Here is a 22,343-nt window from a genome sequence, read left to right as displayed (position 1 = left end):
ATCAGGAGTAATAAATGGCCAGCAGAGGCGTAAATAAAGTAATTCTTATCGGTAACCTAGGACAAGATCCAGAAATCCGTTATATGCCTAACGGCGGAGCTGTGGCAAACCTGACTCTGGCAACTTCTGAAAGTTGGCGTGACAAGCAAACCGGTGAGATGCGTGAAAAAACCGAATGGCACCGCGTGGTTATTTTCGGCAAATTAGCGGAAGTGGCGGGTGAATACCTGAAAAAAGGTTCACAAGTCTATATAGAAGGTTCTTTGCAAACACGTAAATGGCAAGATCAAAGTGGTCAAGACCGTTACACGACAGAAGTTGTTGTGAATATCGGCGGCTCAATGCAAATGCTAGGTGGCCGTGGCGGTGATGCAGCATCACAAGGTCAAGGCGGCCAAGGCGGTTGGGGCCAACCTCAACAGCCGCAAGCAGCACAGCAATTTAGTGGTGGCGGAGCTCCAGCCGCACGCTCATCAGCGCCTGCTCCACAGACTAATGAACCACCAATGGATTTCGATGACGATATTCCGTTCTAATTTATTTGCTGATTAGAATGCACAAAAAATAAAGGCTTCCTCGTGAAGCCTTTATTTTTTAATAAAGATAAATGTATAAAATTATATACCCCAAAAATTATTATTTTTTTATTAAGATAGTAAAGTAAATATAAAACTGAAACCTTAAGGTTTTATTAATTTTAAATTAAGGTTTTCTTAACTAAATGGGAAATAATAAAGCCCCAGTAGTTAACTTACATGGGGCTTTGTATTGGTAGTGTTATTAAAAAAGGAAATATAAATTTTATTTTCATATTAGCGTATCAAGCTACTTTAGGTTCCAGTAGTAATGGGTCATTTTGACTTTCACCCGATAGGCGATAGATTGACGGTGACGTACCTAAATAAGCTCTAAATCGCTTTGCAAAAGATTGTTGGGAGTCGAATTGGTATTTTAATGCAATATCAATAACTTGAAGCTCGGTGGAACATAGGTCTTTAGCGGCTTCACAAATTCTCCTTCGGCGAATATATTCACCTAAAGGCATACCTACGACTTTTCTAAATACTCTTTGTAAATGCCATTTTGTATATCCTGATCTGAGTGCGATATCATCGAGTAATAAACGACTGGTTAAGTTCATTTCAATCCAAACTAATATTTCATTAACAACTGTAGATTGAAATTCTGTGTATTTTCCATTACAGGGAACAGGGATTTCTTTATACATAATATCTTCCTATTAGTTACTTTTTAATTTTATCCGTCATTAAGTCAATAGCCAATAAATAAATGGTAAACAAAACCGAATACAGTTTGTTAATTTGTAAAATAGACAAAACACCGATTTTTAATTAGTTTATAGCCAGTAGAGTTTATCTTAAGGAGATATATTCATAATGATATCGATTAGCAACAGATGAAACTATTACGCCCTTTGAATATAAAAACACGGTACTATGGTAAAGTTCTTCATTGGTTGCTGGGGATATATTTCTTTAGCTTCCAGAAACTAATTAAAATTATGGCTGAGATGACGACAGATAGGGTATTCATCGTCTGCCAACCGAATGTGAAGAAAAGAACCCCTGCTCCTAAGCTACCTATTCCACCGAAGAAATAGATAAGAAAATCGGTCATTCCCTGCACTTTAGCGCGTTCATGAGCTTCATAGGTATGTGGTAATAGGTTAGTAGTGCTGATTAAAATTAAATTCCAGGCGACACCGACAAAAATACCCGCCAACAAATAATTGTAAAAATGGTTACCTAGCAGGTTCATAGTCGCTGATAAAATTAACAATATGATACCGCAGAAAATAATGCGTTTTGTCCCTAAATGATGAATTAATGTTCCAGTGAAAAATGACGGTGCAAACATACCTAATACATGGAATTGAAATACAATTGCAATAGAGGAAAAGGCGAAATCATGTTGTTTCATAGATAACGGTATCGAGGCAAAGGTGAAAACCACAATGGCATATCCAACCGCGCTAACAATGGCGATTAATTTTAAAATAGGTTGTGAATACAATGCACTGTAGTCGCGTTTGACTAACACTTCATCCGATGGCGTTTTCACTATTTTCTTTAATGGCACAATTAATAATAGAATAAATGCGATTACATAAATGGCGGCTAACGTGATGAACGGCCCTGCAAACGGGTATTCTGTAAAAAATCGTTGGGTGGTAATAGCTAATGTTGGGCCGATTAAGGCTGCGGCAATGCCTCCACTCATAACTAGGCCAATGGCTTTTGCTCGTAAAGAAATGGGGGCTTCTTCAATTGCGGCAAAACGGAATTGTTGTGCAGTACCAATAGCAATCCCAGTAAAAAACAGTCCAATAGAAAAATAAATTAAATGGCTTTCTATCACGCCCAGAATAGAAAAGCCTGCGCCGATTAACCCACCGATGTTACCAATAATAAAGCCTACTCTTCTCGAATACTTTTGCATTAAAAACGCGATCGGAATAGTTGCTAGGATTAAGCCAACGTACTGGCTTACCAGTGGAATTGTTGCATAAGTTGGGTTGGTAGCCAGTTTTTCGCCAATAACCACTGCTACAGAAAGGACAATAGCATTTCCTGTGATAAATAATGCAAGTGTGATGGCTAACCACCAAACGGATTTTGGCATATATCCCTCTTTTTATTAATTAAAAATCAATTAGTTAATATTTCCATCAAGGGCGCAATCCCCTTGATTGGAGCAAAGGATACAACTTGAAGTTGACTTTAAGTCAAGGTTTTTTGGGTGATTTAAAATAGCGATTAATGCTGTATTTTTTTATTTTTGTAGATAATATCTCCATTAGAGTGGTGTGTGATGAATGTCGCAATTATCATTCCTTTGGAATAAAACAAGAAAAAATGATTGTCATCCTGAGAAATTTATGTTTTCTTAAGAAAAGAAATTGAAAAACAATAATCAATAAATTAGACAGACTAAACAGGAAAATCCCGTGAACATGATTACTAATCACTCAAACCTACTACTAACCGCGCCATGTGCCGCGGTGGTCGTGCGTGTGGTGGTGGTCGTGGGCTTAGCGCCGTAACGGGTACAAATCAACGCAGATTTAGAAACCCCGCCGGCGCAAACCGAGCGGGGTTTTTTATCACCTCTCGCTCGGATCCGCAGGCTAGCAAAGGATAATTATGATGAGCGAATCGGGCACCACAACACCACATAAAACCCGCTTTACGGGTGCGGAATTAATCGTACATTTACTGGAAAAGCACGGTATTACTATCGTTTCAGGCATTCCAGGTGGAGCGGCTTTACCTTTTTATGACGCATTAGGTCAAAGCCAGAAAATCCGCCACATACTGGCACGTCATGAGCAAGGTGCGGGTTTTATAGCTCAGGGAATTGCTCGTACCACGGGAAAAGCCGCGGTTTGTATCTCTTCAAGTGGCCCTGGTGCGACAAACTTAGTGACCGCTATCGCAGATGCAAAGCTGGACTCTATCCCGCTGGTTTGTATTACTGCTCAAGTTTCTTCATCAATGATTGGTACAGATGCTTTCCAAGAAGTTGATACCTATGGTATTTCGATTCCAGTAACGAAACATAACTATTTGGTTCGTAATATCAATGAATTGCCACAAGTGATATGTGATGCTTTTCGTATTGCAGAGTCAGGCCGCCCTGGACCTGTTTGGATTGATATTCCAAAAGATGTTCAAACAGCCACAATTGAACTAACTGAAATACCAGAAGTATTACCGAAAGATAAAGCCCCTGCATTTGACATGGAAAAAGTGCTACAAGCGGCTGAAATGATTAATAACGCGAAACGTCCAGTACTGTATTTTGGTGGTGGAGTAATTAGTTCCGATTCTACAGAAACGGCGATTGCATTTGCGGAAAAAGCATCATTACCGACAACCATGACACTAATGGCACTTGGTACTATCCCGATGCGAAACCCCTTATATTTAGGGATGTTAGGTATGCATGCTGCCGCAAGTACTAACATGATTATGGAAGAATCAGATTTATTAATTGTGATTGGCGCGCGTTTTGATGATAGGGCGATAGGGAAAGCTGAGAAATTTTGCCCTAACGCGAAAATCATCCATGTGGATATCGATAAAGCAGAAATCAGCAAAATTAAGCGCCCAGATATCGCAATTCATGCAGATGCGGGGCAAATATTGGAATTGTTATTGCCTTTAGTTGAACGTAATGAGCGCACAGAATGGATGGCGCAAGTTAATCAATTAAAAGAGAAATATCCATTGAATTTTAGCGAGGCTGATAACCCGTTAAACCATTATGGTTTAGTTCTGTCTACGGCACGTGCAGCAGGCGAAGATGCGATTGTGACAACGGATGTTGGTCAGCACCAAATGTGGGCAGCCCAAGCTTATCCTCTGTCTCGCCCACGTCAATGGCTGACATCAGGTGGGTTAGGTACCATGGGTTTTGGTCTGCCTGCCGCCATTGGTGCTGCACTGGCAAAGCCCGAAAAAACCATTGTGTGTTTTTCCGGTGATGGCAGTTTGATGATGAATATTCAAGAGTTGGCAACCGCAGCGGAGCATCAACTGAATATCAAAATCATCTTAATGAATAACCAAGCGTTAGGAATGGTACATCAACAGCAAGATTTATTTTTTGAAAACCGCATATTTGCTGCAGCTTATCCGTATCAAACGGATTTTATCAAGATTGCGGAAGGGTTTGGTCTGCAAACTTGCGATTTAAATAATGAAGCAGACCCAGAGATGGCATTAGAAGCGATAATGAATACCAAAGGTCCATGTTTGATCCATGCCTTGATCGATGTTAATCAAAAGGTATATCCAATGGTTCCGCCGGGTGCAGCTAACATTGATATGATTGGAGCGTAATTATGGTATTTGAACATCATCCGATTGCTTTAGAGCTAATTGTTCGTAACCACCCAGGTGTTATGTCACATATTTGTGGTTTATTTGCCCGTAGAGCATTTAACGTTGATGGCATTCTATGTATGCCGATTAAAGATAAAGATGAGAGCCGTATATGGCTATTAGTACAAAAAGATGAGCGCTTGTCGCAAATGATTAACCAAGTTGAAAAATTAGAAGATGTTCGGGAAGTACGCTTTAGTGATGATTTGCGTCTTTTCGAAACAATGGAAAATTATTTGCAGTAATTCTGATATTAAATTTTATGACTGAAATAGCCCATTCAATTGCATGGGCTATTTTCTTTTATATTTAATTATAGTGATAATTTAGGGTTTCTTAAAGCGAACAAAGATGATATAAAATCAGCTACCGGATAATGATTCACCGAATGTATTGCAGGTTTGTATTTGGCAATATGAATAGTAAACAGGTATAAAATTATGCAAAACAATATTTATTTGTCGGACACTTATCAGTACGAAATTGAAACCTCCTTACTGGCACAAGGGCATGATGATGAGGGGTATTGGATAGCTTTAAAGGATAACATTTTCCACCCACAAGGCGGCGGGCAACCTATGGATACAGCATGGGTGAATGATATGTCTGTTCGTATTAAGAAACAGTCTAGTGGGCTAATTGTAGGATACATACCTGAAGGTGTTACTTTTAGCCAAGAAAATAATGTGGTTGCAAGGGTAGACAAAGAAAAACGTCAGCGCTACGCTGCTCTTCATACCGCCGGTCATTTGTTGAATTGGGAATTGCGTCGTTTTGGCTGGCTTGCACAAAAAGGCCATCATTTTCCTGATGAATCTCGAGTGGAATTTAGCATGATGGAAGGGGATGTTACTCCTTTTGATGAACTCGATAGCCAATATATTGAAGATATTGTTAACCAAAGCATTCGTAGTGGACGCTCCGTTGCAATAAAGCAAAAGGATGATTTACGGATCAGTTATATCGACCAAACTGAAGAAATGCCTTGTGGTGGAACACATGTTTCTTCGCTAGATAATATTCAGCATTTTTCAATTAAGTCGATGAAATTTAAAAAGGGGACACTGCGCATTAGTTATGATGCACAACATGCCGTAATTTAAACGCTATCACTAAGATGGGAGTAGGTCATAACAACAGTTGCTTGAAGTTCTCCTTCCATACAGAGATAACTATGTGGGAAATCACCACTGAAAGCATAAAAGTCCCCCGCCTCTAAGACGATATTTTGGTCGTTATGCAGTCGTAACATGAGGGAGCCAGAATTCACCATAATGTGTTCATGGGTTCCACTCATATGGGCGGGGCTATTGATGATAGCGCCTCTCTTCATGGTTAATTGCCAAATTTCAGAGATATTTCCCATGCTAATGCGAAATTTAAACTGTTGTGAATACTCTTTTTCGCTGGGAGTGGCTTTGAGGAAATAGGGATAAGCCTCATGTTGCCGAGTAAACAGGTCGCTAAGTGGAAAGCGTAGGGCAATAGCAATCGACTCTAATGTATCAATACGTGGGTTTGAGTCACCGGACTCCAGCTTGGATAAAGCCGCTTTCGATATTCCAGATATACGCGATAGTTCGTTTAGCGAAAGGTCTCTTGCTTGCCTCAGTAAGCGAATTTTTTGCCCGATTTTTATATTAATTTTTTTATCCACAATGTGTCTTTACCTGAATTTTAATTTATTGTGCTAATTCTGTATTACTCAGAGAAGCAAATTATACACGCTTAATTGTATATTGTATTTAAAGCGGCTATTTTGTTTTTTGATATAGATTTGAAATTTAAAACCCTACAAAAATAAAACTATTTTCTGTATTTGAAAGAAACTATAGTGAGGATGTTAAAAAACGTCTGGAGTTTAGGTCATGCCGTTTGAATTATTATCACCAGAAATGGCGATTTGTTTCTCAACACTGCTTTTTGCTTATTTGGTTTTTGGCATGGCGGGCTTTGGTTCAGCCCTGATTGCAACACCAGTATTAGCCATGTATTTGCCGTTAAATATGATTGTTCCAATTTTGGCGTTAATTGATTTAACCGCCGCGATTTTAAATTTATTTAAAGATGGTAAAAATGCGGATTATCAGGAAATTAAATGGATAATTCCACTAATGATAGTGGGGAGTTTAGTCGGTGCTGCGATTTTATTAAAAACCCGCCCCGATATACTCGTATTATTACTTGGGTTATTCGTTGTAGGTTATGTACTCCACGCTTTCTTTTCTAAAAAAGCAAAATCACCCTTTTCAAAAGCATTAGTTGTTCCATTTAGTTTAGTGGGTGGTGTTTTTAGTGCTTTATTTGGTAGTGGTGGCTTTATTTATGCCATGTATTTATCTAGCCGAATTGAAGATAAACAGCGTTTTCGTATCACTCAAATGACATTAATTGGGTTTAGCACACTAACTCGAGTCGTGATATTTTTAGTGATGGGGGTGTATCTCAATCTAGATATTTTATTGATTGCTTTAGCATTTTCTCCCGCCATGTTAATTGGTACGTGGGCTGGACGGCATATAACATTAAGAATTTCACGTGAAAGCTTTTTAAAAGTTATTAATGTCATCATTTTATTATCAGGTGTTGTGCTGCTTTATCGGTATTTTTTCGTCCTTTAAGTATTTAGAACGTCAAAAATAGTTTCATAAAGATAAATAGCAGAATATATAAGTCGTGTTACAATCACCGCAAACATTATTAGTTTCACTAGTAATGATGTGGTTTTTTATTTTTCATAATCATCTATTTTATGGAGTTAAAATCTGTTCTTTTGTAAAAAAGAAACGGGTTAATTTCAACATGAGCTCTGATAATCAGCGTTTACAAAATTTTCGTCGTTCCCCATCTTTTGCTATTTTTACTATCACTATGAGTATTGCGGTCATTGGTATCGTTATTGGGCTAAGTATTCCAATGGTTGCGCTTAGGCTAAATAACTATGGTTTCAATGAGTTGTATATCGGCATTATTTCGGCGGCACCTGCATTAGGCATGTTTTTAATTGCACCAGTGGTTCAACGTATTGTGCGTTGGTCAGGTAAGCGAAAAGCAATGCTATTGGCAACGATTGTTTCTGCCATTAGCTTATTACCATTATTGAGTACGTTACCTCTTTGGTTATTATTTCCGTTACGGTTAGTAACGGGCTTAGCGAGTGGTGTGATGATTTGCTTGGGGGAAACGTGGATTAACGAATTATCGCCTGAAAATAAACGGGGCCGTATTTTGGCAATTTACACTACAGTCTTCACAGTAAGCCAGCTACTTGGGCCTTCATTTATTGCTTATTATGGTGTGGAAGATAAATCACCTTTATTGATTTGTACGTTGATCCATTTAATCTCTGTGGTGCTATTTATTTTAATGGATCAAAAAGTCGGTGACCGTTTAGCTGAAAATGCCGCGAAATCTAATTTTTCAATTATTCAATTTGTAAAAATCGCACCGGGTATTTGTGGTGGAATTTTATTTTTTGCCTTCTTTGATGGAACTATTTTATCGATGTTCCCGATTTATGGTATGGGAATGGGGCACACAGAGGCGGTTGCTGCATTAATGATTAGCGCCATTCTTGCTGGGGATGCCATTATGCAGTTACCTTTTGGCTGGCTAGCAGACCATATGAATAGAGAAAAACTATACCGAATTTGTGGCATTATCACACTTGCAGCCAGTCTATTATTGCCCTTCCTTATTACTCAACCTTATCTAATTTGGGTATTGTTGTTTGTTTTAGGGGCGACTGCAGGGGCAATTTATACCATTGCTTTGGTTCAAATCGGCCAATATTTCAAAGGGAATGAGTTGATCATCGCTAATGCAGCTGCCGCTATGCTGTGGGGAATTGGCAATTTATCAGGGCCATTACTTGCTGGGGTTGCGACTTCAATCTCACCTGTAGGTTTACCGGTGTTATTGGTTCTGTCTGTAACAGTATTTTTATGGTTCACACGAGAAAAATACAGCGCCCAAACGGTTGAACAAGTTACCCAATAAGTTGATTTGCGGTGCTTTACTCAAATTAGCGAGCACCGCATATAAATTATTCAATAACTTTATACACAACTAGATTTTCTCGGAATTCATCTGGGCGGTGATTGTGCCAGAATAACTCCATGCCTTGTGGTGCAGGTTTAATCGTTTTTGAGAGTACAATTAGCCAGCGGCATTGTTCAGGTTTTTCAAACCGGTCTTGGCGTTGGTGTAATACGCCAGTGTAATAGTAGAGCATTGGCGCTTCAGATTCGCCAATATTATCAGAAGCCATACAATCATTTTCTGTAAATTGGCCAGATAAATGCTGGTTTAAATCGACAAAAACCCCTTCGAAACCTTTTGCGTAGTCTATCCACCCCAAAAACAAGGTTAAAATTACCCCCCAAACAGCACATAAGCCTAATAACCAGTTTTTCATCATATGAAAAGCAGGTGGTATAGGGTTTGGAATAATTTTATTGCGTAAAAACCATACCAATGTAATTAACAAAGCGCAGATAAATGCAATGGGAGAAAATGGCATTTGGTAGCTCATGGGGAGCCAGCGGCTAAATGGAGCTAACCATTCTTGTTGATGACCAGTCAAGGCGATGAAATAGCAAGTCCATAAAAAAAGAATGAGTACAGACCATAAAATAGCCGCAAATCGGGCAATTCCATTAAGGATTTTTTCAGGGAAACTAAGTAGTGTTTGGGTTCCTAAAACGGCCATTGGGGCAATAAAAGGCAATAAATATAGTGCGCGACCAGAAGCTGATATCTGTAGGAAAACAACGCCTAATAAAGGAAATAGTGCTAACAGAAATTCGTTTGAATTAAATAAACGCTTAATTGGGTGCCTTAGAAAATAAGCGACAGCTAGTAAACCGGAAGGAAAGGCAAATAAGGAAACCGCTGCAGGGATCCGCGTTAGGTTAGCTTTTGCGCCTAATTTCTCAACAGAAAAACCAAAGAAACGGCCGATATTATTTTCCCAAAACCACACTATAAATAAATCAGGATGCTGAAGGTAGAGTTGGATAGGCCAAGGTAAAATAGCGATAAGGGCGATTAAGCCTGCGGTTAAGCTGTGCAACCAAAATTGCTTAGTCCGGCACTGAGCAAGAAAAATGGGAGATAAAAATAGGCAAATCCAGAGAACTCCGGGGATGAAAACGCCTTTTGACAACATGGTGACGATGGTTCCAAGAGATAACCAAAGTGCAGACATGCGCATTTTTTGTTGTTGTATCAGCCCCAATAACCCATACAGACCAATGGTTGCGCCTGCCATCAGTGCAACATCGGTAAACATATCATGACTATGCCTGATAATACCGGGGGCACAGGCATACAGTGCAAAAGCGACCCAAATGCGAGTATCAGTGAAGTCTGTGGCTTGGAAAAAACGACGTGCCAAAAGAATAAAAAATGAAAAATTGATCACCGAAAAAAATAAGCTTGCACTACGAGCTGCATCATAAAGTGGCATGAAGCTTGAAAATAAATGAGAGGTAATAGCTGCAACCCAATAATAAAGCGGGGGTTTTTCCATAAATGGCTCACCCGCATTTGTAGGTACTAACCATTTACCAGTCTCATACATAGTTTGAATAATACCAAAACTATAATTTTCATCTTGTTTCCAAGGGCTGTGGCTATATATTCCCGGTAATAAATACATAGCAAGAAAACTAATGAAAAGTAGTAAAATACTCCGCTGTAATATGATTAATGGTGCATTCTTATTTGACATTTTTAATATGTTTTATGTGTTTTTTACTTGATTAAATTGAAACTATAACTGCAGTTGATAATAATTCAGGTTATATACTTAAATATATATTTACTCAGCAAGTGATATTTATTTTTTAATAAAAAACAATAGGAACTGTTTTTTTAGCTCTATTTTTAGAAGACGCATATTACCACCAGTAAATAAGTTTTTAGCTATTGGTTTTGTAAGCAAATATTCTGGGATTGTATCAAAAAAATGATCCCCCTCTTTAAACAGACACTATATGAAAGGTATTTAGCTATTTTTACGTAAAGTAAATGTAACTAAAAAGAATCATTATTTGAAAATAATCTTTATTGCATAAGAATCTGCATATTTGGGTGCTAAAAACAGCAAATGGGTAAGAAATGCTAAAAATACTTGATCATTCCCCCTGTTTAGAATGATAATTACCCCCCTCACGATACGTTTTATTCTATTTTAAAAGCCAAACGATTGCGCAACTGTTTTTATTGGTTTTTTTTTCTCAGTTAGTTTATTTTTTCTTAAAAACGTAATCGTTTACGTCAACGTATAGGTTAGTTGTTAGCAGTATTTGAGAATCTTCGTTTTCCATTAACAGCAGAGGTATACCATGTCAGGCCAACAGGCTTCATCCAGTTGCAAATTGGATTCATTTTTCAAGATAACAGCGCGCGGCTCTTCAGTTCGCCGTGAAATCATTGCAGGATTAACCACATTCTTAGCGATGGTTTATTCTGTCATCGTTGTACCTGGCATGTTAGGGCAAGCAGGGTTCCCTCCAACTGCGGTCTTTATTGCAACCTGCTTAGTGGCTGGTTTTGGTTCTTTATTGATGGGGTTATGGGCCAATCTACCAATGGCGATTGGCTGTGCTATTTCACTGACTGCATTTACCGCATTTAGTTTGGTATTAGGGCAGCAAATTAGTATTCCTGTGGCATTAGGTGCCGTATTTTTAATGGGGTGTTTGTTCACCATCATTTCTGTTACAGGTATTCGTAGTTGGATATTACGCAATATGCCAATGGGTATTGCACATGGTACAGGTATTGGTATCGGTTTATTTTTACTGTTAATCGCTGCTAATGGAGTGGGTTTAGTGATCAAAAACCCAAATGCAGGCCTGCCTGTTGCTCTTGGTGAATTTACGTCTTTCCCTGTTTTGATGTCACTCATTGGTTTAGCGGTTATTTTTGGTTTAGAAAAACGTCGTGTTCCGGGTGGTGTACTCCTCGTTATTATTGCAATTTCAATTATTGGTTTAATTTTTGATCCCGCAGTGAAATATCAAGGTTTTTTCAAGTTGCCTTCATTGGGTGATGATGGGCTTTCATTGGTTTTCAATATGGATATCATGGGCGCATTACAGCCAATGGTATTGCCAAGCTTACTTGCATTAGTCATGACGGCGGTTTTTGATGCGACAGGCACTATTCGTGCGGTGGCGGGGCAAGCGAATTTATTGGATAAAGACGGTCAAATTATTGATGGCGGTAAAGCGTTAACCGCAGACTCTGTAAGCAGTATCTTTGCGGGTGCGATTGGTGCATCTCCTGCGGCGGTATATATTGAATCTGCAGCAGGTACCGCCGCTGGTGGTCGCACAGGTTTAACCGCCGTGGTTGTCGGCGTACTGTTCTTACTTATTCTCTTTTTATCGCCGCTATCTTATTTGGTGCCTGCCTATGCAACAGCTCCAGCATTGATGTATGTTGGGCTTTTAATGTTAAGTAATGTCTCTAAGCTTGATTTCGATGATTTTGTGGATTCAATGTCTGGCTTATTGTGTGCCGTATTCATTGTTCTGACTTGTAATATCGTCACGGGGATCATGTTAGGCTTTGCTGCTTTGGTTATCGGCCGCATTTGCGCAGGCGAATGGCGCAAATTGAATATTGGTACTGTGATTATTGCTGTACTTTTAGTGGTGTTTTACGCTTCAGGTCTGGCAATCTAAAGTGGATTATTTCAAAAAGGTGGCTAGTGTTGCCACCTTTTTAACTTATTGTATTAATTAATCGTAAAGTCTCAATTTTTTCCCCGAAAATGGATGGCTAGGGATAAAATAGAGAGAAGGCGGTTAATCAAGTGGATGTGCATGATTTCCACTGGTTACTGGCTTAGTCTTAATTATCATGGTCTGGACGGTGCTATCTCTTACTATGCGGCGGCAGGCAAAATTTTAGGTTCTAGTCGCTAGGTTAATTCAGTAAGGGCAACATGGAAATTTTCTTTACTATTCTTATTTTGATTTTAGCTGTCTCTGTTTCAGGGGTAGCCGCTAAAATTCTTCCTATTCGTATTCCTCTTCCTCTCATTCAAATTGCTATCGGTGCGCTGTTGGCTTGGCCTCAATTCGGCCTGCATGTCACCTTTGACCCAGAACTTTTTATGGTTCTGTTAATCCCACCTTTGTTGTTTGTTGATGGGTGGAAAACCCCAACACGCGAGTTCTTTCAAAATGGTCGAGAAATTTTTATTTTAGTGTTGGTTCTCGTGCTGGTTACAGTGATTGGGATTGGTTATTTAATTTACTGGTTGATGCCAGGTATTCCATTGATTGCTGCGTTTGCTCTAGCGGCTGTGCTATCTCCAACTGATGCCGTTGCGTTATCTTCAATTGTTGGAAAAGGGCGTATCCCTAAACGGATGATGAGTGTGCTAGAAGGGGAGGCATTGATGAATGATGCCTCTGGTCTGGTTGCATTAAAATTTGCGGTAGCAATTGCCATGGGAACTATGGTGTTTAGTGCTTCTGGCGTTACCATTGAATTTTTCAAAGTTGCGGTTGGCGGGCTACTCGCAGGTATTATCGTGACTTGGCTGTACAGCAAATCGTTACGTTTAATGAGCCGTTGGAGTGGTGATGACCCAGCAACCCAAATTGTATTTATGCTATTGCTGCCATTTGCATCATACATGATTGCGGAACATATTGGGTTTTCAGGTATTTTAGCCGCCGTAGCGGCGGGTATGACCATCACAAAATCGGGGGTTATCCGTAACGCTCCATTAGCGATGAGGCTACGTGCTGATAGCGTTTGGTCGATGCTTGAATTTGTCTTTAACGGGTTGGTTTTCATCATGTTAGGGCTTCAATTGCCCGGTATCTGGGAAACGTCTGTTATCCAAGCAGATCTCGACCCAAGCGTAGAAACGTGGATGCTATTTGCCGCGGTGGCAATTATCTATTTTGCTTTACTGTTATTGCGTTTTTGTTGGCTATGGCTGATGAAAAGGTTTAGCCGTTTATTCTTAAAGAAAAAGCCACTACAATTTGCGAACTATACCGTACGTGAGCTTTGGCTAGCCTCTTTTGCAGGGGTACGTGGGGCTATTACCTTAGCGGGTGTGCTCTCTATTCCGTTATTTTTAACGGATGGCTCGCCATTCCCTGCTCGTTACCAGCTCGTGTTTATTGCCGCGGGAGTTATCTTATTTTCCATTTTTGCAGGTGTGGTCGCTTTACCGCTTCTGCTGCGTAATTTTAAAGTGGGAGATAAAGAAGCGGATGCCAATGAAATTCGCATGGCAAAAGCCGCGATGGCGGAAGTGGCGATTGTCAGTTTAAATAAAATGCAGGAACGTTTATCTGCTGACGTTGATGAAAAACTCGATTCAGAAGATATCAGTGAAGTCGCTTCCCGCGTGACGGGTTATTTAAGGCGACGTACCGCAGGACAAGATGAAATTGACCATAATTTGCTGGTTGAAGACCTTGAACGGCGTTTCCGTTTAACGGCATTACGCGCAGAACGTGGTGAGCTTTATCACTTGCGCGCAACCAAGAAAATCAGTAATGAAACGCTACAAACGTTACTGGTTGACTTGGATTTATTAGAAGCCGTCTTGATCGAAAAAGAGCATTAAAACCAAAAAGCGAGTATTCTAGCCAACATTCTTAAGTTTGGGGCGAAATACAGCATTATGTGGTTACTTGTTATCACGACGCTGCTTTGGGCAGCGTCGTTTAGTCTTATCGGCGAATACCTTGCGGGTCAAGTAGATAGTTGGTTTTCAGTATTAGTGCGGGTTGCACTGGCTTCGCTGGTTTTTTTACCTTTCCTACGTTGGCGCCAATTTAGCGCTAAAGTGATTGCGCTCTATATGCTAGTGGGCGCTTGCCAACTAGGTATCATGTACCTGTTTGTCTTCCATGCTTATCAATACCTTACTGTTGCTGAATTTTTGCTTTTTACGGTATTAACGCCGCTATATGTCACGTTAATTTATGACTTATTAGAACGGCAAAAGCTGCGTAAAGGCTATTTGTTTAGCTCACTATTAGCGGTAATCGGCGCTGCAATTATTCGTTATGACCACTTGAGTGAATCTTTTTGGTTAGGTTTACTTTTTGTGCAGTTAGCAAATATCTTTTTTGCGATTGGGCAGGTGGGGTATAAACGTCTGATGGAGGTGCATCCAATCCCTCAACATCAGGCTTTCTCATGGTTTTACCTTGGTGCAACGCTAATTGCATTACTTGGATGGCTGCTATTTGGTAATAAATCGATGATGCCGACAACGACTCTCCAGTGGGGCGTCTTACTGTGGTTGGGTATTGCAGCTTCAGGCATTGGCTACTTTATGTGGAATTATGGCGCAACCAAAGTGGATGCTGGAACCCTTGCTATTATGAATAACATGATGGTCCCAGCGGGGTTATTAGTGAATTTTGCTATCTGGCAACAACATCCGGATTGGCTGAGTTTTACCATAGGATCGAGCCTGATAGTTGCTTCTCTTTGGGTGCATAAGCGTTGGATCCTTTCGCGGCCTTCACATAAGACAAGTTCTCCACGGCGTGGTCCGTCGTCGTCTCAGTAAACGCTTCAATAGCTGGCTGGCGCTGTTCTCCTTCACGGCAAGCTGCATACAGCCGGCTCCATAAACCGCTACCCAAGGTTTTGGTTTTTACTAGCCCTTGTTTTTCAAATGAATCAACCGCCCAGTGAGGTAGTGCGGCAATGCCCATTTTGGCTGCAACCATTTGGATTAAAATTAATGTGTTATCGACATTTTTCACATTAGGAGACACGCCCGCAGGTTGCAGAAAATGGCGCCAAACATCGAAGCGATCCCGTTGTACAGGGTAGATAAGCAACGTTTCATCTGCCAAATCATGGGGTTCAATATGCGGCCTTTTGGCTAACGGGTGGTCATTCGCTACAATCAATTTCACTTCATAATCAAACATTGGCGTATAGTGGATACCTTGATCTGGCAAAATGTCAGAGGTCATCACAATATCCAATTCCCTTGACAGCAATTCAGGTTGAGGGTCGAACGTCACCCCTGACTTAAAATCTACGCTGACTTGTGGCCAAGTTTGTCTGAATTGTTGTAATGCAGGGGTCAACCACTGAATGCAGCTATGGCATTCAATCGCGATGCGTAATGCACAAACCCCAGGCTCATTACATACCCGAATGGCATCTTTTACCAATGGCAGGACTTGTTGTGCTAATTGTAATAAGACTTCCCCTTGTGGCGTAAAGCGCAATGGCTGGCTTTTACGAACAAATAACCGGAAACCTAGCCGATGCTCTAAATCACTAAACTGATGTGATAAAGCAGATTGTGTCTGGTGCAAGTGAGTTGCTGTTGCCGCTAATGAACCGTATTGGCTGAGCGCTTGCAATGTTTTTAAATGTTTTAGTTCGATCATGAGAAACCTTCACGGTGACAATGAAAAATTTGCGCTTGTGCTTTATACAGTACCTGTTGATTATGGATGTGTAAACATCTAGACGGCTAAATATTTTAAGGGGTCAATATGTCTGTTATAAATCATACACTTGGTTTTCCACGTGTCGGTCTAAAAAGAGAGCTAAAACGTGCACAAGAAGATTATTGGGCAGGCAAGATTGACCAAGCCGCTCTATTAGAAACTGGTTATCAACTACGTGTACGCCATTGGCAGCAACAAAAAGAGGCAGGTGTTGAGCTATTACCCGTTGGTGATTTCGCTTGGTATGACCAAGTGCTGACAACCAGTTTGTTATTAGGCAATGTGCCGCCACGCCATCAAAATGATGATGGTTCGATTGATTTAGATACCTTATTTCGAGTAGCCCGCGGTCGCGCACCAACGGGCAAACCCGCTCCAGCAGGTGAGATGACGAAGTGGTTCAATACTAACTACCACTACATCGTGCCTGAATTTCAAAAAGGGCAACAATTTTCCCTGTCTTGGACACAGCTGCTTGATGAAGTCGATGAGGCATTAGCATTAGGCCATAATGTGAAACCGGTTATCATTGGCCCTATAACCTACCTTTGGTTAGGTAAAGTGAAAGGGGAACCATTTGACCGCTTATCATTATTGAATGAATTATTACCTGTTTATCAGGAGATCTTGTCGCGCTTAGCAGAAAAAGGTCTTGAGTGGGTGCAAATCGATGAGCCCGCATTAGTGTTAGATTTACCAGAGCAATGGCAGCAAGCTTATCAGCAGGCTTACCAAGCGCTATCAGGCCAAATAAAAATACTGCTAACCACCTATTTCGATGGTATTAGTCACCATGTAGACTTGATTAAGCAACTCCCTGTGCAAGGTCTACATGTTGATGTGGTTGCAGGTGCTGATAATATTGAAAAACTACACCAAATACTGCCAGCAGACTGGGTATTATCACTAGGAATTATTAATGGTCGTAACGTATGGAAGGCTGACTTAGGGGAAAAATTCTTACAGGTGAAGCCGCTCTTAGGTCAGCGTGATATATGGGTAGGAACGTCATGTTCATTACTGCACAGCCCAATTGACTTAAATGATGAGACACGTTTAGATGCTGAAGTGAAAAGCTGGTTTGCTTTCGCTATCCAAAAATGCGAAGAACTTGCTCTGTTAACAAAAGCGTTAAATCAGCCAACAGACAGCCATATTGCTGAATTAGATACATACAGCGCACCTATTCGAGCGCGTAAAACATCAGCTCGTGTAAATAATGCATCAGTGGCTCAGCGTTTGGCGGCAATCAGCGAAGGGGATACAGAACGTTATAGCCCCTATCCACAGCGAGCAGCGCGCCAACGTCAACGCTTTAACTTACCATTATGGCCAACAACCACGATTGGCTCATTTCCTCAAACAAGTGAAATCAGAACATTACGTTTAGACTTCAAAAAAGGGAATGTGGATAAAACCTACTATCGCACCAATATTAGTGAACATATTAAGCAAGCCATTAAAGAACAAGAAATTTTAGATATCGATGTCCTTGTGCATGGTGAAGCTGAACGTAATGACATGGTGGAATACTTTGGTGAGCACTTTGATGGCTATGTATTTACCCAAAATGGTTGGGTTCAAAGCTATGGTTCACGTTGCGTTAAACCGCCAGTGATTATTGGTGATATTAGTCGGCCAGAAGCCATTACGGTGGAGTGGGCAAAATATGCTCAATCCTTAACGAAGAAACCTGTCAAAGGGATGTTAACTGGCCCTGTCACTATTCTATGTTGGTCATTCCCACGTGAAGATGTTAGCCGTGAAACGATAGCGAAACAAATTGCGCTAGCGTTACGTGATGAAGTGGACGACTTACAAAAAGCGGGTATCGGTATTATTCAAATCGATGAGCCTGCACTGCGTGAAGGGTTACCATTGCGTCGAGACGAGTGGGCAGCTTACCTCAAATGGGCGGTTGATGCTTTCAAACTCAGTGCTGCGATTGCGGATGACGACACACAAATTCACACCCATATGTGCTATTGCGAATTCAATGACATCATGGATTCCATTGCGGCATTGGATGCCGACGTGATCACGATTGAAACATCACGTTCAGATATGGATTTGTTAGATGCATTCGAAGATTTTGATTATCCAAATGAAATTGGTCCAGGAGTGTACGATATTCACTCACCAAATGTACCTAATGTGGAATGGATTGTTGCGCTATTAAGAAAGGCAGCGAAGCGTGTTCCGGTTGAGCGCTTATGGGTAAACCCAGATTGCGGCTTGAAAACTCGTGGCTGGCCAGAAACTCGCCAAGCATTAGCTAACATGGTTGAAGCAGCGAAACAGCTCAGAAATGATCAGTAAAATGGCGATTAGTTAGTGTGTCAAAAAGGCAGGTTTTCCCTGCCTTTTTAGAAAGTATTAACCAAATAATTTAGATTTCAGTAAGTTCATACCGATAGAAGCCAAATCGAGGTTTTCTGGGACTTCGCCATTTGGTGTGGCGCTATCAACCAACTGAGGAAGATATTTAGCAATCATTTCTGAGGTTGCTTGAGGCTCTAAGCCAACCTGTTGAGCTAATTCTTGGATATTTGCATTTCCAAAAACTTGCATTAATTGGCTGGCATCGATAGGTAAATTATTTCCTTCACTGATCCACGATGCAATAACACCGCCTAAGCCTTGCTCGTTAAATTTTTCGATAACACCTTGAAGGCCACCTTGCTCCTCAACCCAGTTTATTACTGATTGAAATTGTTGCATTTTATCGCCTGCAACCATACCCATCATTTGCTCAAATAACCCCATGTTATCTCCTAGGCAATCCGCCAATTTATGCTCTCATCCATAGTATGGAGCATTATTCAAAAAATTGTAGTCGGCTATTTTCAGCAATTTGAGTTTTAGGTCAATAGAAATGATGCATTGAATATAGCCCAGTAGAGAAACAAAGATTTTTCATTTGTGAATTAAACGTGAATAAACATAACGAGCGTCACATTTTCTATCACATTATTCTGTGAAAGCATGTTTAAGGTGGATTTCTATTTATTTTGTTTTAATTCAATTAGTTATGCTTTTATTGTTTGTTTTTTATATTATCTCAAATGTGATATTAGTCATGTGTTTGTGAATTTTATTGTGTGAAAATTCACAACAGTCACGAAGATTAACAACATCAGGGGTCATTATGGGAAATTTCGTTAATAAAATTGGCGTGATTGGCCTAGGTTCTATGGGGATGGGGATCGCACAATCTCTTATAAAAAATAACATTCCTACCTATGGATTTGATTTAAACCAAGGTGCATGCAAAAGCCTACTTAACGCAGGCGCAATTGCAGTGGGGCAAAATGCAGCGGAATTTGCCCATGAAATTGATGCTTTGTTGCTGGTGGTGGTTAATGGTCGTCAAGTTGAAGCCATTTTATTTTCGGGTGAACAGCCTTTAGTTGAACAACTACGCCCCGGTACGGTTATTGTGTTGCACAGTACCTTGGCTGCGGAACAAACTAAAAATATCGCTCGGCGCCTTGCCTCATATCAATTACCGCTTGTAGATGCGCCTATTTCAGGTGGCTCAATTAAAGCCGCTGAAGGGAAATTGACTGTAATGGCTTCAGGTGAACCAGCTCTATTTGAGCAGCTTTCACCTGTATTTAACGCTATTTCTGAGCGCTTATATCGCGTAGGGGATGAAGTCGGCTTAGGTTCAACCGTCAAAACGATTCACCAGTTATTAGCTGGGGTGCATATAGCTGTTGCCGCAGAAAGCATGGCTTTAGCCGCCAAGGCGGGTATTGACCTTGACGTAATGTACGACATTGTTACCCATGCAGCTGGAAATTCATGGATGTTTGAAAACCGTATGCAACATGTCTTAGACGGTGATTATACGCCAAAATCCTCAGTAGATATTTTTGTCAAAGATTTAGGGCTAGTGATGGAAACAGGGAAAGCATTAAATTTCCCGCTGCCACTTGCTTCAACAGCCCATCAAATGTTTATTTCAGCGAGCAATGAAGGCTTTGGTCAGCAGGATGACAGCGCGGTGATCAAAACATTTAAAGGTATTACTTTACCGGAGAAAAAAGCATGACAGTGAAGTTAGGCGTAATAGCGGATGATTTTACCGGTGCGACAGATATTGCAGGCTTTATGGTGCAAAACGGTTGGAAGGTTGTTCAGCTATTGAATGAACCTGATGAAAATACACCAGTACCAGAAGATGTTGATGCGATAGTGATCAGTTTGAAAAGCCGCTCTTGTCCTGTCGATGAAGCTGTTAGTGCATCGACCAATGCGTGCAAGTGGCTGAATCAGAAAGCAAATTGTCAGCAAATTTTCTTTAAATATTGCTCAACGTTTGATTCAACCGAAAAAGGCAATATTGGCCCCGTTACAGATGCATTAATGGCACAACTGGGAACAGATTTAGCATTAGTTTGCCCAGCGTTACCTGTGAACGGCAGAACGGTTATTCACGGTCATTTATTTGTGAATGGCCAGCTACTTAATGAAAGTGGCATGCAGCATCACCCTGTAACCCCAATGACCGACGCAAATTTATTGCGTGTGATGGAAAAACAATCAAAAGGTAAAGCAGGTTTAGTCAAACTTGAAGATATTCAAAAAGGCAGTGACGTTGTTAGCCAAAAGCTTGCCGAGTTAGCTCAACAAGGTGTGAGTTACGCGGTCGTTGATAGCTTAACGATGGATGATTTGCTTCCTATCGCACAAGCGGTTAAAGCCATGCCACTGTTAACTGGGGGCTCCGGCCTCGGCGCTGCATTAGCGAATGTGGATAGCCAATGCCCATGGGGCGGCACAACACAACGTGGCGAAAAACCAACAGGTAAAAACAGAAAAACGGTTGTTTTATCGGGGAGTTGCTCGGTAATGACCAACAAACAAGTGCAGGCTTATCAGCAAGTTGCTCCTGCAAAAATGTTGGATGTGGGTGAATGTTTAAATAACTCAGAGTATGCCAAAACATTAGCTGATTGGGTGCAAGCACAGCAACTAACCGGTTTAGCGCCAATGCTTTATGCCACTCAATCACCTGAATTATTGAAACAGACACAAGAAAAATATGGCGCAGCGGAATCAAGTTTCGCGGTCGAGAAGGTATTTGGTGAAGTTGTCGCACTGTTGCAAGCGAAAGGGTATGACACCTTTATTATTGCGGGTGGCGAAACCTCAGGAAAAGTGGTTCAAAGCCTTGGAACAGAACAATTAAGTATTGGTTCACCAATTGCCCCTGGTGTGCCATGGGTACAGGATTTAGCAAGCGGTAACTGGTTGGCGCTGAAATCAGGTAATTTCGGCCAAGAAAATTTCTTCCAGTTTGCACAGGAGATGTTTAATGAGTGATGAAAAGGCGCTGCGCCAAGAGTTAGTCGATTGGGCTAAATCAATGTTTAACCGCGGATACAGTAGTGGTGGTGCAGGAAATATTAGTGCTCGGTTACCTGATGGTTCGATTATTGTGACACCGACAAACTCCAGTTTTGGTGATTTAGACCCTAACAAACTGAGTAAACTCGATGCACAAGGCAATTGGATTGGGGGTGATAAGCCGACAAAAGAAGTTTCTATGCATATGGCGATGTATTTGCAACGCCCTGATTGCCAAGCAGTTGTTCACCTTCACTCACCTTGGTTAACGGCGTTGTCTTGCTTACCGGGGTTAGATACAACAAATTGTTTACCTCCCATCACACCTTATTATGTGATGCGAGTGGGGAAATTACCATTGATTGAATACTTGCCACCGGGGGATGACCGAATTGGTGAGGAAATTGCAAAATTAGCACCGACACATAATGCGGTATTGCTATCAAATCATGGTCCGGTCGTGGGTGGCAAAACGTTAAGACAAGCTTTCTTCAATGCAGAAGAGTTAGAAGATACAGCTCGCTTATATATCACATTACGCCCACATGGCTTTACAACATTAACGCAAGAGCAAGTTGAACAGCTCGAAAGTCGTTATCCACAAAAGTAG

At 40.8% G+C, this 22,343-nt stretch carries 20 protein-coding genes; 14 read left to right on the top strand and 6 right to left on the bottom strand.

The features are described 5' to 3' along the window. Window positions 1-14: 14 nt before the first annotated feature. Window positions 15-536 carry a single-stranded DNA-binding protein gene (locus tag SJ312_RS15715; protein WP_094961402.1) on the top strand — a complete coding sequence of 174 codons (522 nt, stop codon included), beginning with the start codon at window positions 15-17 and terminating at the stop codon, window positions 534-536. A gap of 284 nt (window positions 537-820) precedes the next feature. Here SJ312_RS15715 and SJ312_RS15710 read toward each other — a convergent pair whose 3' ends face one another. Beyond that, window positions 821-1,228 (bottom strand): helix-turn-helix domain-containing protein, encoded by a 408-nt coding sequence (locus tag SJ312_RS15710; RefSeq protein ID WP_004260890.1) that lies wholly within the window; start codon window positions 1,226-1,228, stop codon window positions 821-823. A 242-nt stretch (window positions 1,229-1,470) separates the two neighbouring features. Beyond that, window positions 1,471-2,643, bottom strand: coding sequence for an MFS transporter (locus SJ312_RS15705; RefSeq protein ID WP_004260887.1), 1,173 nt, complete (start codon window positions 2,641-2,643; stop codon window positions 1,471-1,473). A gap of 331 nt (window positions 2,644-2,974) precedes the next feature. On the opposite strand from SJ312_RS15705, the gene ivbL reads away from it, so the two are divergent. The 4 genes from ivbL to SJ312_RS15685 all read left to right on the top strand — a co-directional run bounded on the left by ivbL (window position 2,975) and on the right by SJ312_RS15685 (window position 6,010). Beyond that, the gene (ivbL, locus tag SJ312_RS15700) at window positions 2,975-3,064 is read left to right on the top strand and encodes an ilvB operon leader peptide IvbL (RefSeq protein WP_099975407.1); all 90 of its coding nucleotides are present in this window, start codon (window positions 2,975-2,977) and stop codon (window positions 3,062-3,064) included. A 103-nt stretch (window positions 3,065-3,167) separates the two neighbouring features. Next, window positions 3,168-4,865 (top strand): acetolactate synthase large subunit, encoded by a 1,698-nt coding sequence (gene ilvB / locus SJ312_RS15695; RefSeq protein ID WP_110592472.1) that lies wholly within the window; start codon window positions 3,168-3,170, stop codon window positions 4,863-4,865. Between the two features lie 2 nt (window positions 4,866-4,867). Beyond that, window positions 4,868-5,152, top strand: coding sequence for an acetolactate synthase small subunit (gene ilvN, locus SJ312_RS15690; RefSeq protein WP_004260877.1), 285 nt, complete (start codon window positions 4,868-4,870; stop codon window positions 5,150-5,152). 195 nt (window positions 5,153-5,347) lie between these two features. Next, on the top strand, window positions 5,348-6,010 hold the full coding sequence (locus SJ312_RS15685) for a hypothetical protein (protein WP_165880093.1): 663 nt from the start codon (window positions 5,348-5,350) through the stop codon (window positions 6,008-6,010). Here SJ312_RS15685 and SJ312_RS15680 read toward each other — a convergent pair. Further along, window positions 6,007-6,564 carry a helix-turn-helix domain-containing protein gene (locus tag SJ312_RS15680; RefSeq protein WP_004260872.1) on the bottom strand — a complete coding sequence of 186 codons (558 nt, stop codon included), beginning with the start codon at window positions 6,562-6,564 and terminating at the stop codon, window positions 6,007-6,009. The two genes, SJ312_RS15685 and SJ312_RS15680, sit on opposite strands and share 4 nt — an antisense overlap. Window positions 6,565-6,775: 211 nt before the next feature. On the opposite strand from SJ312_RS15680, the gene SJ312_RS15675 reads away from it, so the two are divergent. Together SJ312_RS15675 and SJ312_RS15670 are read left to right on the top strand one after the other, a co-directional pair. Continuing rightward, window positions 6,776-7,528: a sulfite exporter TauE/SafE family protein gene (locus SJ312_RS15675; RefSeq protein WP_094961400.1), complete on the top strand. Its 753-nt coding sequence runs from the start codon at window positions 6,776-6,778 to the stop codon at window positions 7,526-7,528. Between the two features lie 94 nt (window positions 7,529-7,622). Continuing rightward, window positions 7,623-8,906, top strand: coding sequence for an MFS transporter (locus SJ312_RS15670; protein WP_272574932.1), 1,284 nt, complete (start codon window positions 7,623-7,625; stop codon window positions 8,904-8,906). A 46-nt stretch (window positions 8,907-8,952) separates the two neighbouring features. Here the strand turns inward: SJ312_RS15670 and SJ312_RS15665 are convergent, their stop codons facing one another. Continuing rightward, window positions 8,953-10,641 carry a hypothetical protein gene (locus SJ312_RS15665; RefSeq protein WP_319868071.1) on the bottom strand — a complete coding sequence of 563 codons (1,689 nt, stop codon included), beginning with the start codon at window positions 10,639-10,641 and terminating at the stop codon, window positions 8,953-8,955. A 616-nt stretch (window positions 10,642-11,257) separates the two neighbouring features. Between SJ312_RS15665 and SJ312_RS15660 the strand changes: the two genes are divergently transcribed. The 3 genes from SJ312_RS15660 (at window position 11,258) to SJ312_RS15650 (ending at window position 15,474) form a co-directional block, all read left to right on the top strand. After that, the gene (locus SJ312_RS15660; RefSeq protein WP_004260863.1) at window positions 11,258-12,604 is read left to right on the top strand and encodes an NCS2 family permease; all 1,347 of its coding nucleotides are present in this window, start codon (window positions 11,258-11,260) and stop codon (window positions 12,602-12,604) included. Between the two features lie 263 nt (window positions 12,605-12,867). Then, window positions 12,868-14,517, top strand: coding sequence for a Na+/H+ antiporter (locus SJ312_RS15655; protein WP_110592469.1), 1,650 nt, complete (start codon window positions 12,868-12,870; stop codon window positions 14,515-14,517). Window positions 14,518-14,574: 57 nt separating this feature from the next. Next, window positions 14,575-15,474, top strand: a complete 900-nt coding sequence (locus tag SJ312_RS15650) for a carboxylate/amino acid/amine transporter (RefSeq protein WP_004260860.1) — start codon at window positions 14,575-14,577, stop codon at window positions 15,472-15,474. On the opposite strand, the gene metR is transcribed toward SJ312_RS15650, so the two are convergent. Continuing rightward, the gene (metR, locus tag SJ312_RS15645; protein ID WP_004260859.1) at window positions 15,359-16,315 is read right to left on the bottom strand and encodes an HTH-type transcriptional regulator MetR; all 957 of its coding nucleotides are present in this window, start codon (window positions 16,313-16,315) and stop codon (window positions 15,359-15,361) included. The genes SJ312_RS15650 and metR overlap by 116 nt on opposite strands. A 108-nt stretch (window positions 16,316-16,423) precedes the next feature. Between metR and metE the strand changes: the two genes are divergently transcribed. Further along, window positions 16,424-18,697, top strand: a complete 2,274-nt coding sequence (gene metE / locus SJ312_RS15640; RefSeq protein ID WP_110592468.1) for a 5-methyltetrahydropteroyltriglutamate--homocysteine S-methyltransferase — start codon at window positions 16,424-16,426, stop codon at window positions 18,695-18,697. Window positions 18,698-18,754: 57 nt separating this feature from the next. Here the strand turns inward: metE and SJ312_RS15635 are convergent, their stop codons facing one another. After that, complete coding sequence (locus tag SJ312_RS15635) at window positions 18,755-19,144, bottom strand: YidB family protein (RefSeq protein WP_004260854.1); 390 nt, start codon at window positions 19,142-19,144, stop codon at window positions 18,755-18,757. A 382-nt stretch (window positions 19,145-19,526) separates the two neighbouring features. On the opposite strand from SJ312_RS15635, the gene ltnD reads away from it, so the two are divergent. Genes ltnD through SJ312_RS15620 form a run of 3 tightly spaced genes read left to right on the top strand, consistent with a single transcriptional unit; the run spans window position 19,527 to window position 22,343 of the window. After that, entirely contained in the window at window positions 19,527-20,435 is a 909-nt protein-coding gene (gene ltnD / locus SJ312_RS15630; RefSeq protein WP_110592467.1) for an L-threonate dehydrogenase, read from the top strand. Then, entirely contained in the window at window positions 20,432-21,709 is a 1,278-nt protein-coding gene (gene otnK / locus SJ312_RS15625; RefSeq protein ID WP_110592466.1) for a 3-oxo-tetronate kinase, read from the top strand. The genes ltnD and otnK overlap by 4 nt, the downstream gene beginning before the upstream one ends. Continuing rightward, entirely contained in the window at window positions 21,702-22,343 is a 642-nt protein-coding gene (locus SJ312_RS15620; RefSeq protein WP_110592465.1) for an aldolase, read from the top strand. The genes otnK and SJ312_RS15620 overlap by 8 nt, the downstream gene beginning before the upstream one ends.

This window comes from Providencia sp. CIM-Carb-044 (genome assembly GCF_033901115.1).
In the GTDB taxonomy this organism is placed as follows: domain Bacteria; phylum Pseudomonadota; class Gammaproteobacteria; order Enterobacterales; family Enterobacteriaceae; genus Providencia; species Providencia hangzhouensis.
This window is presented reverse-complemented; position numbering and strand designations above follow the sequence as displayed.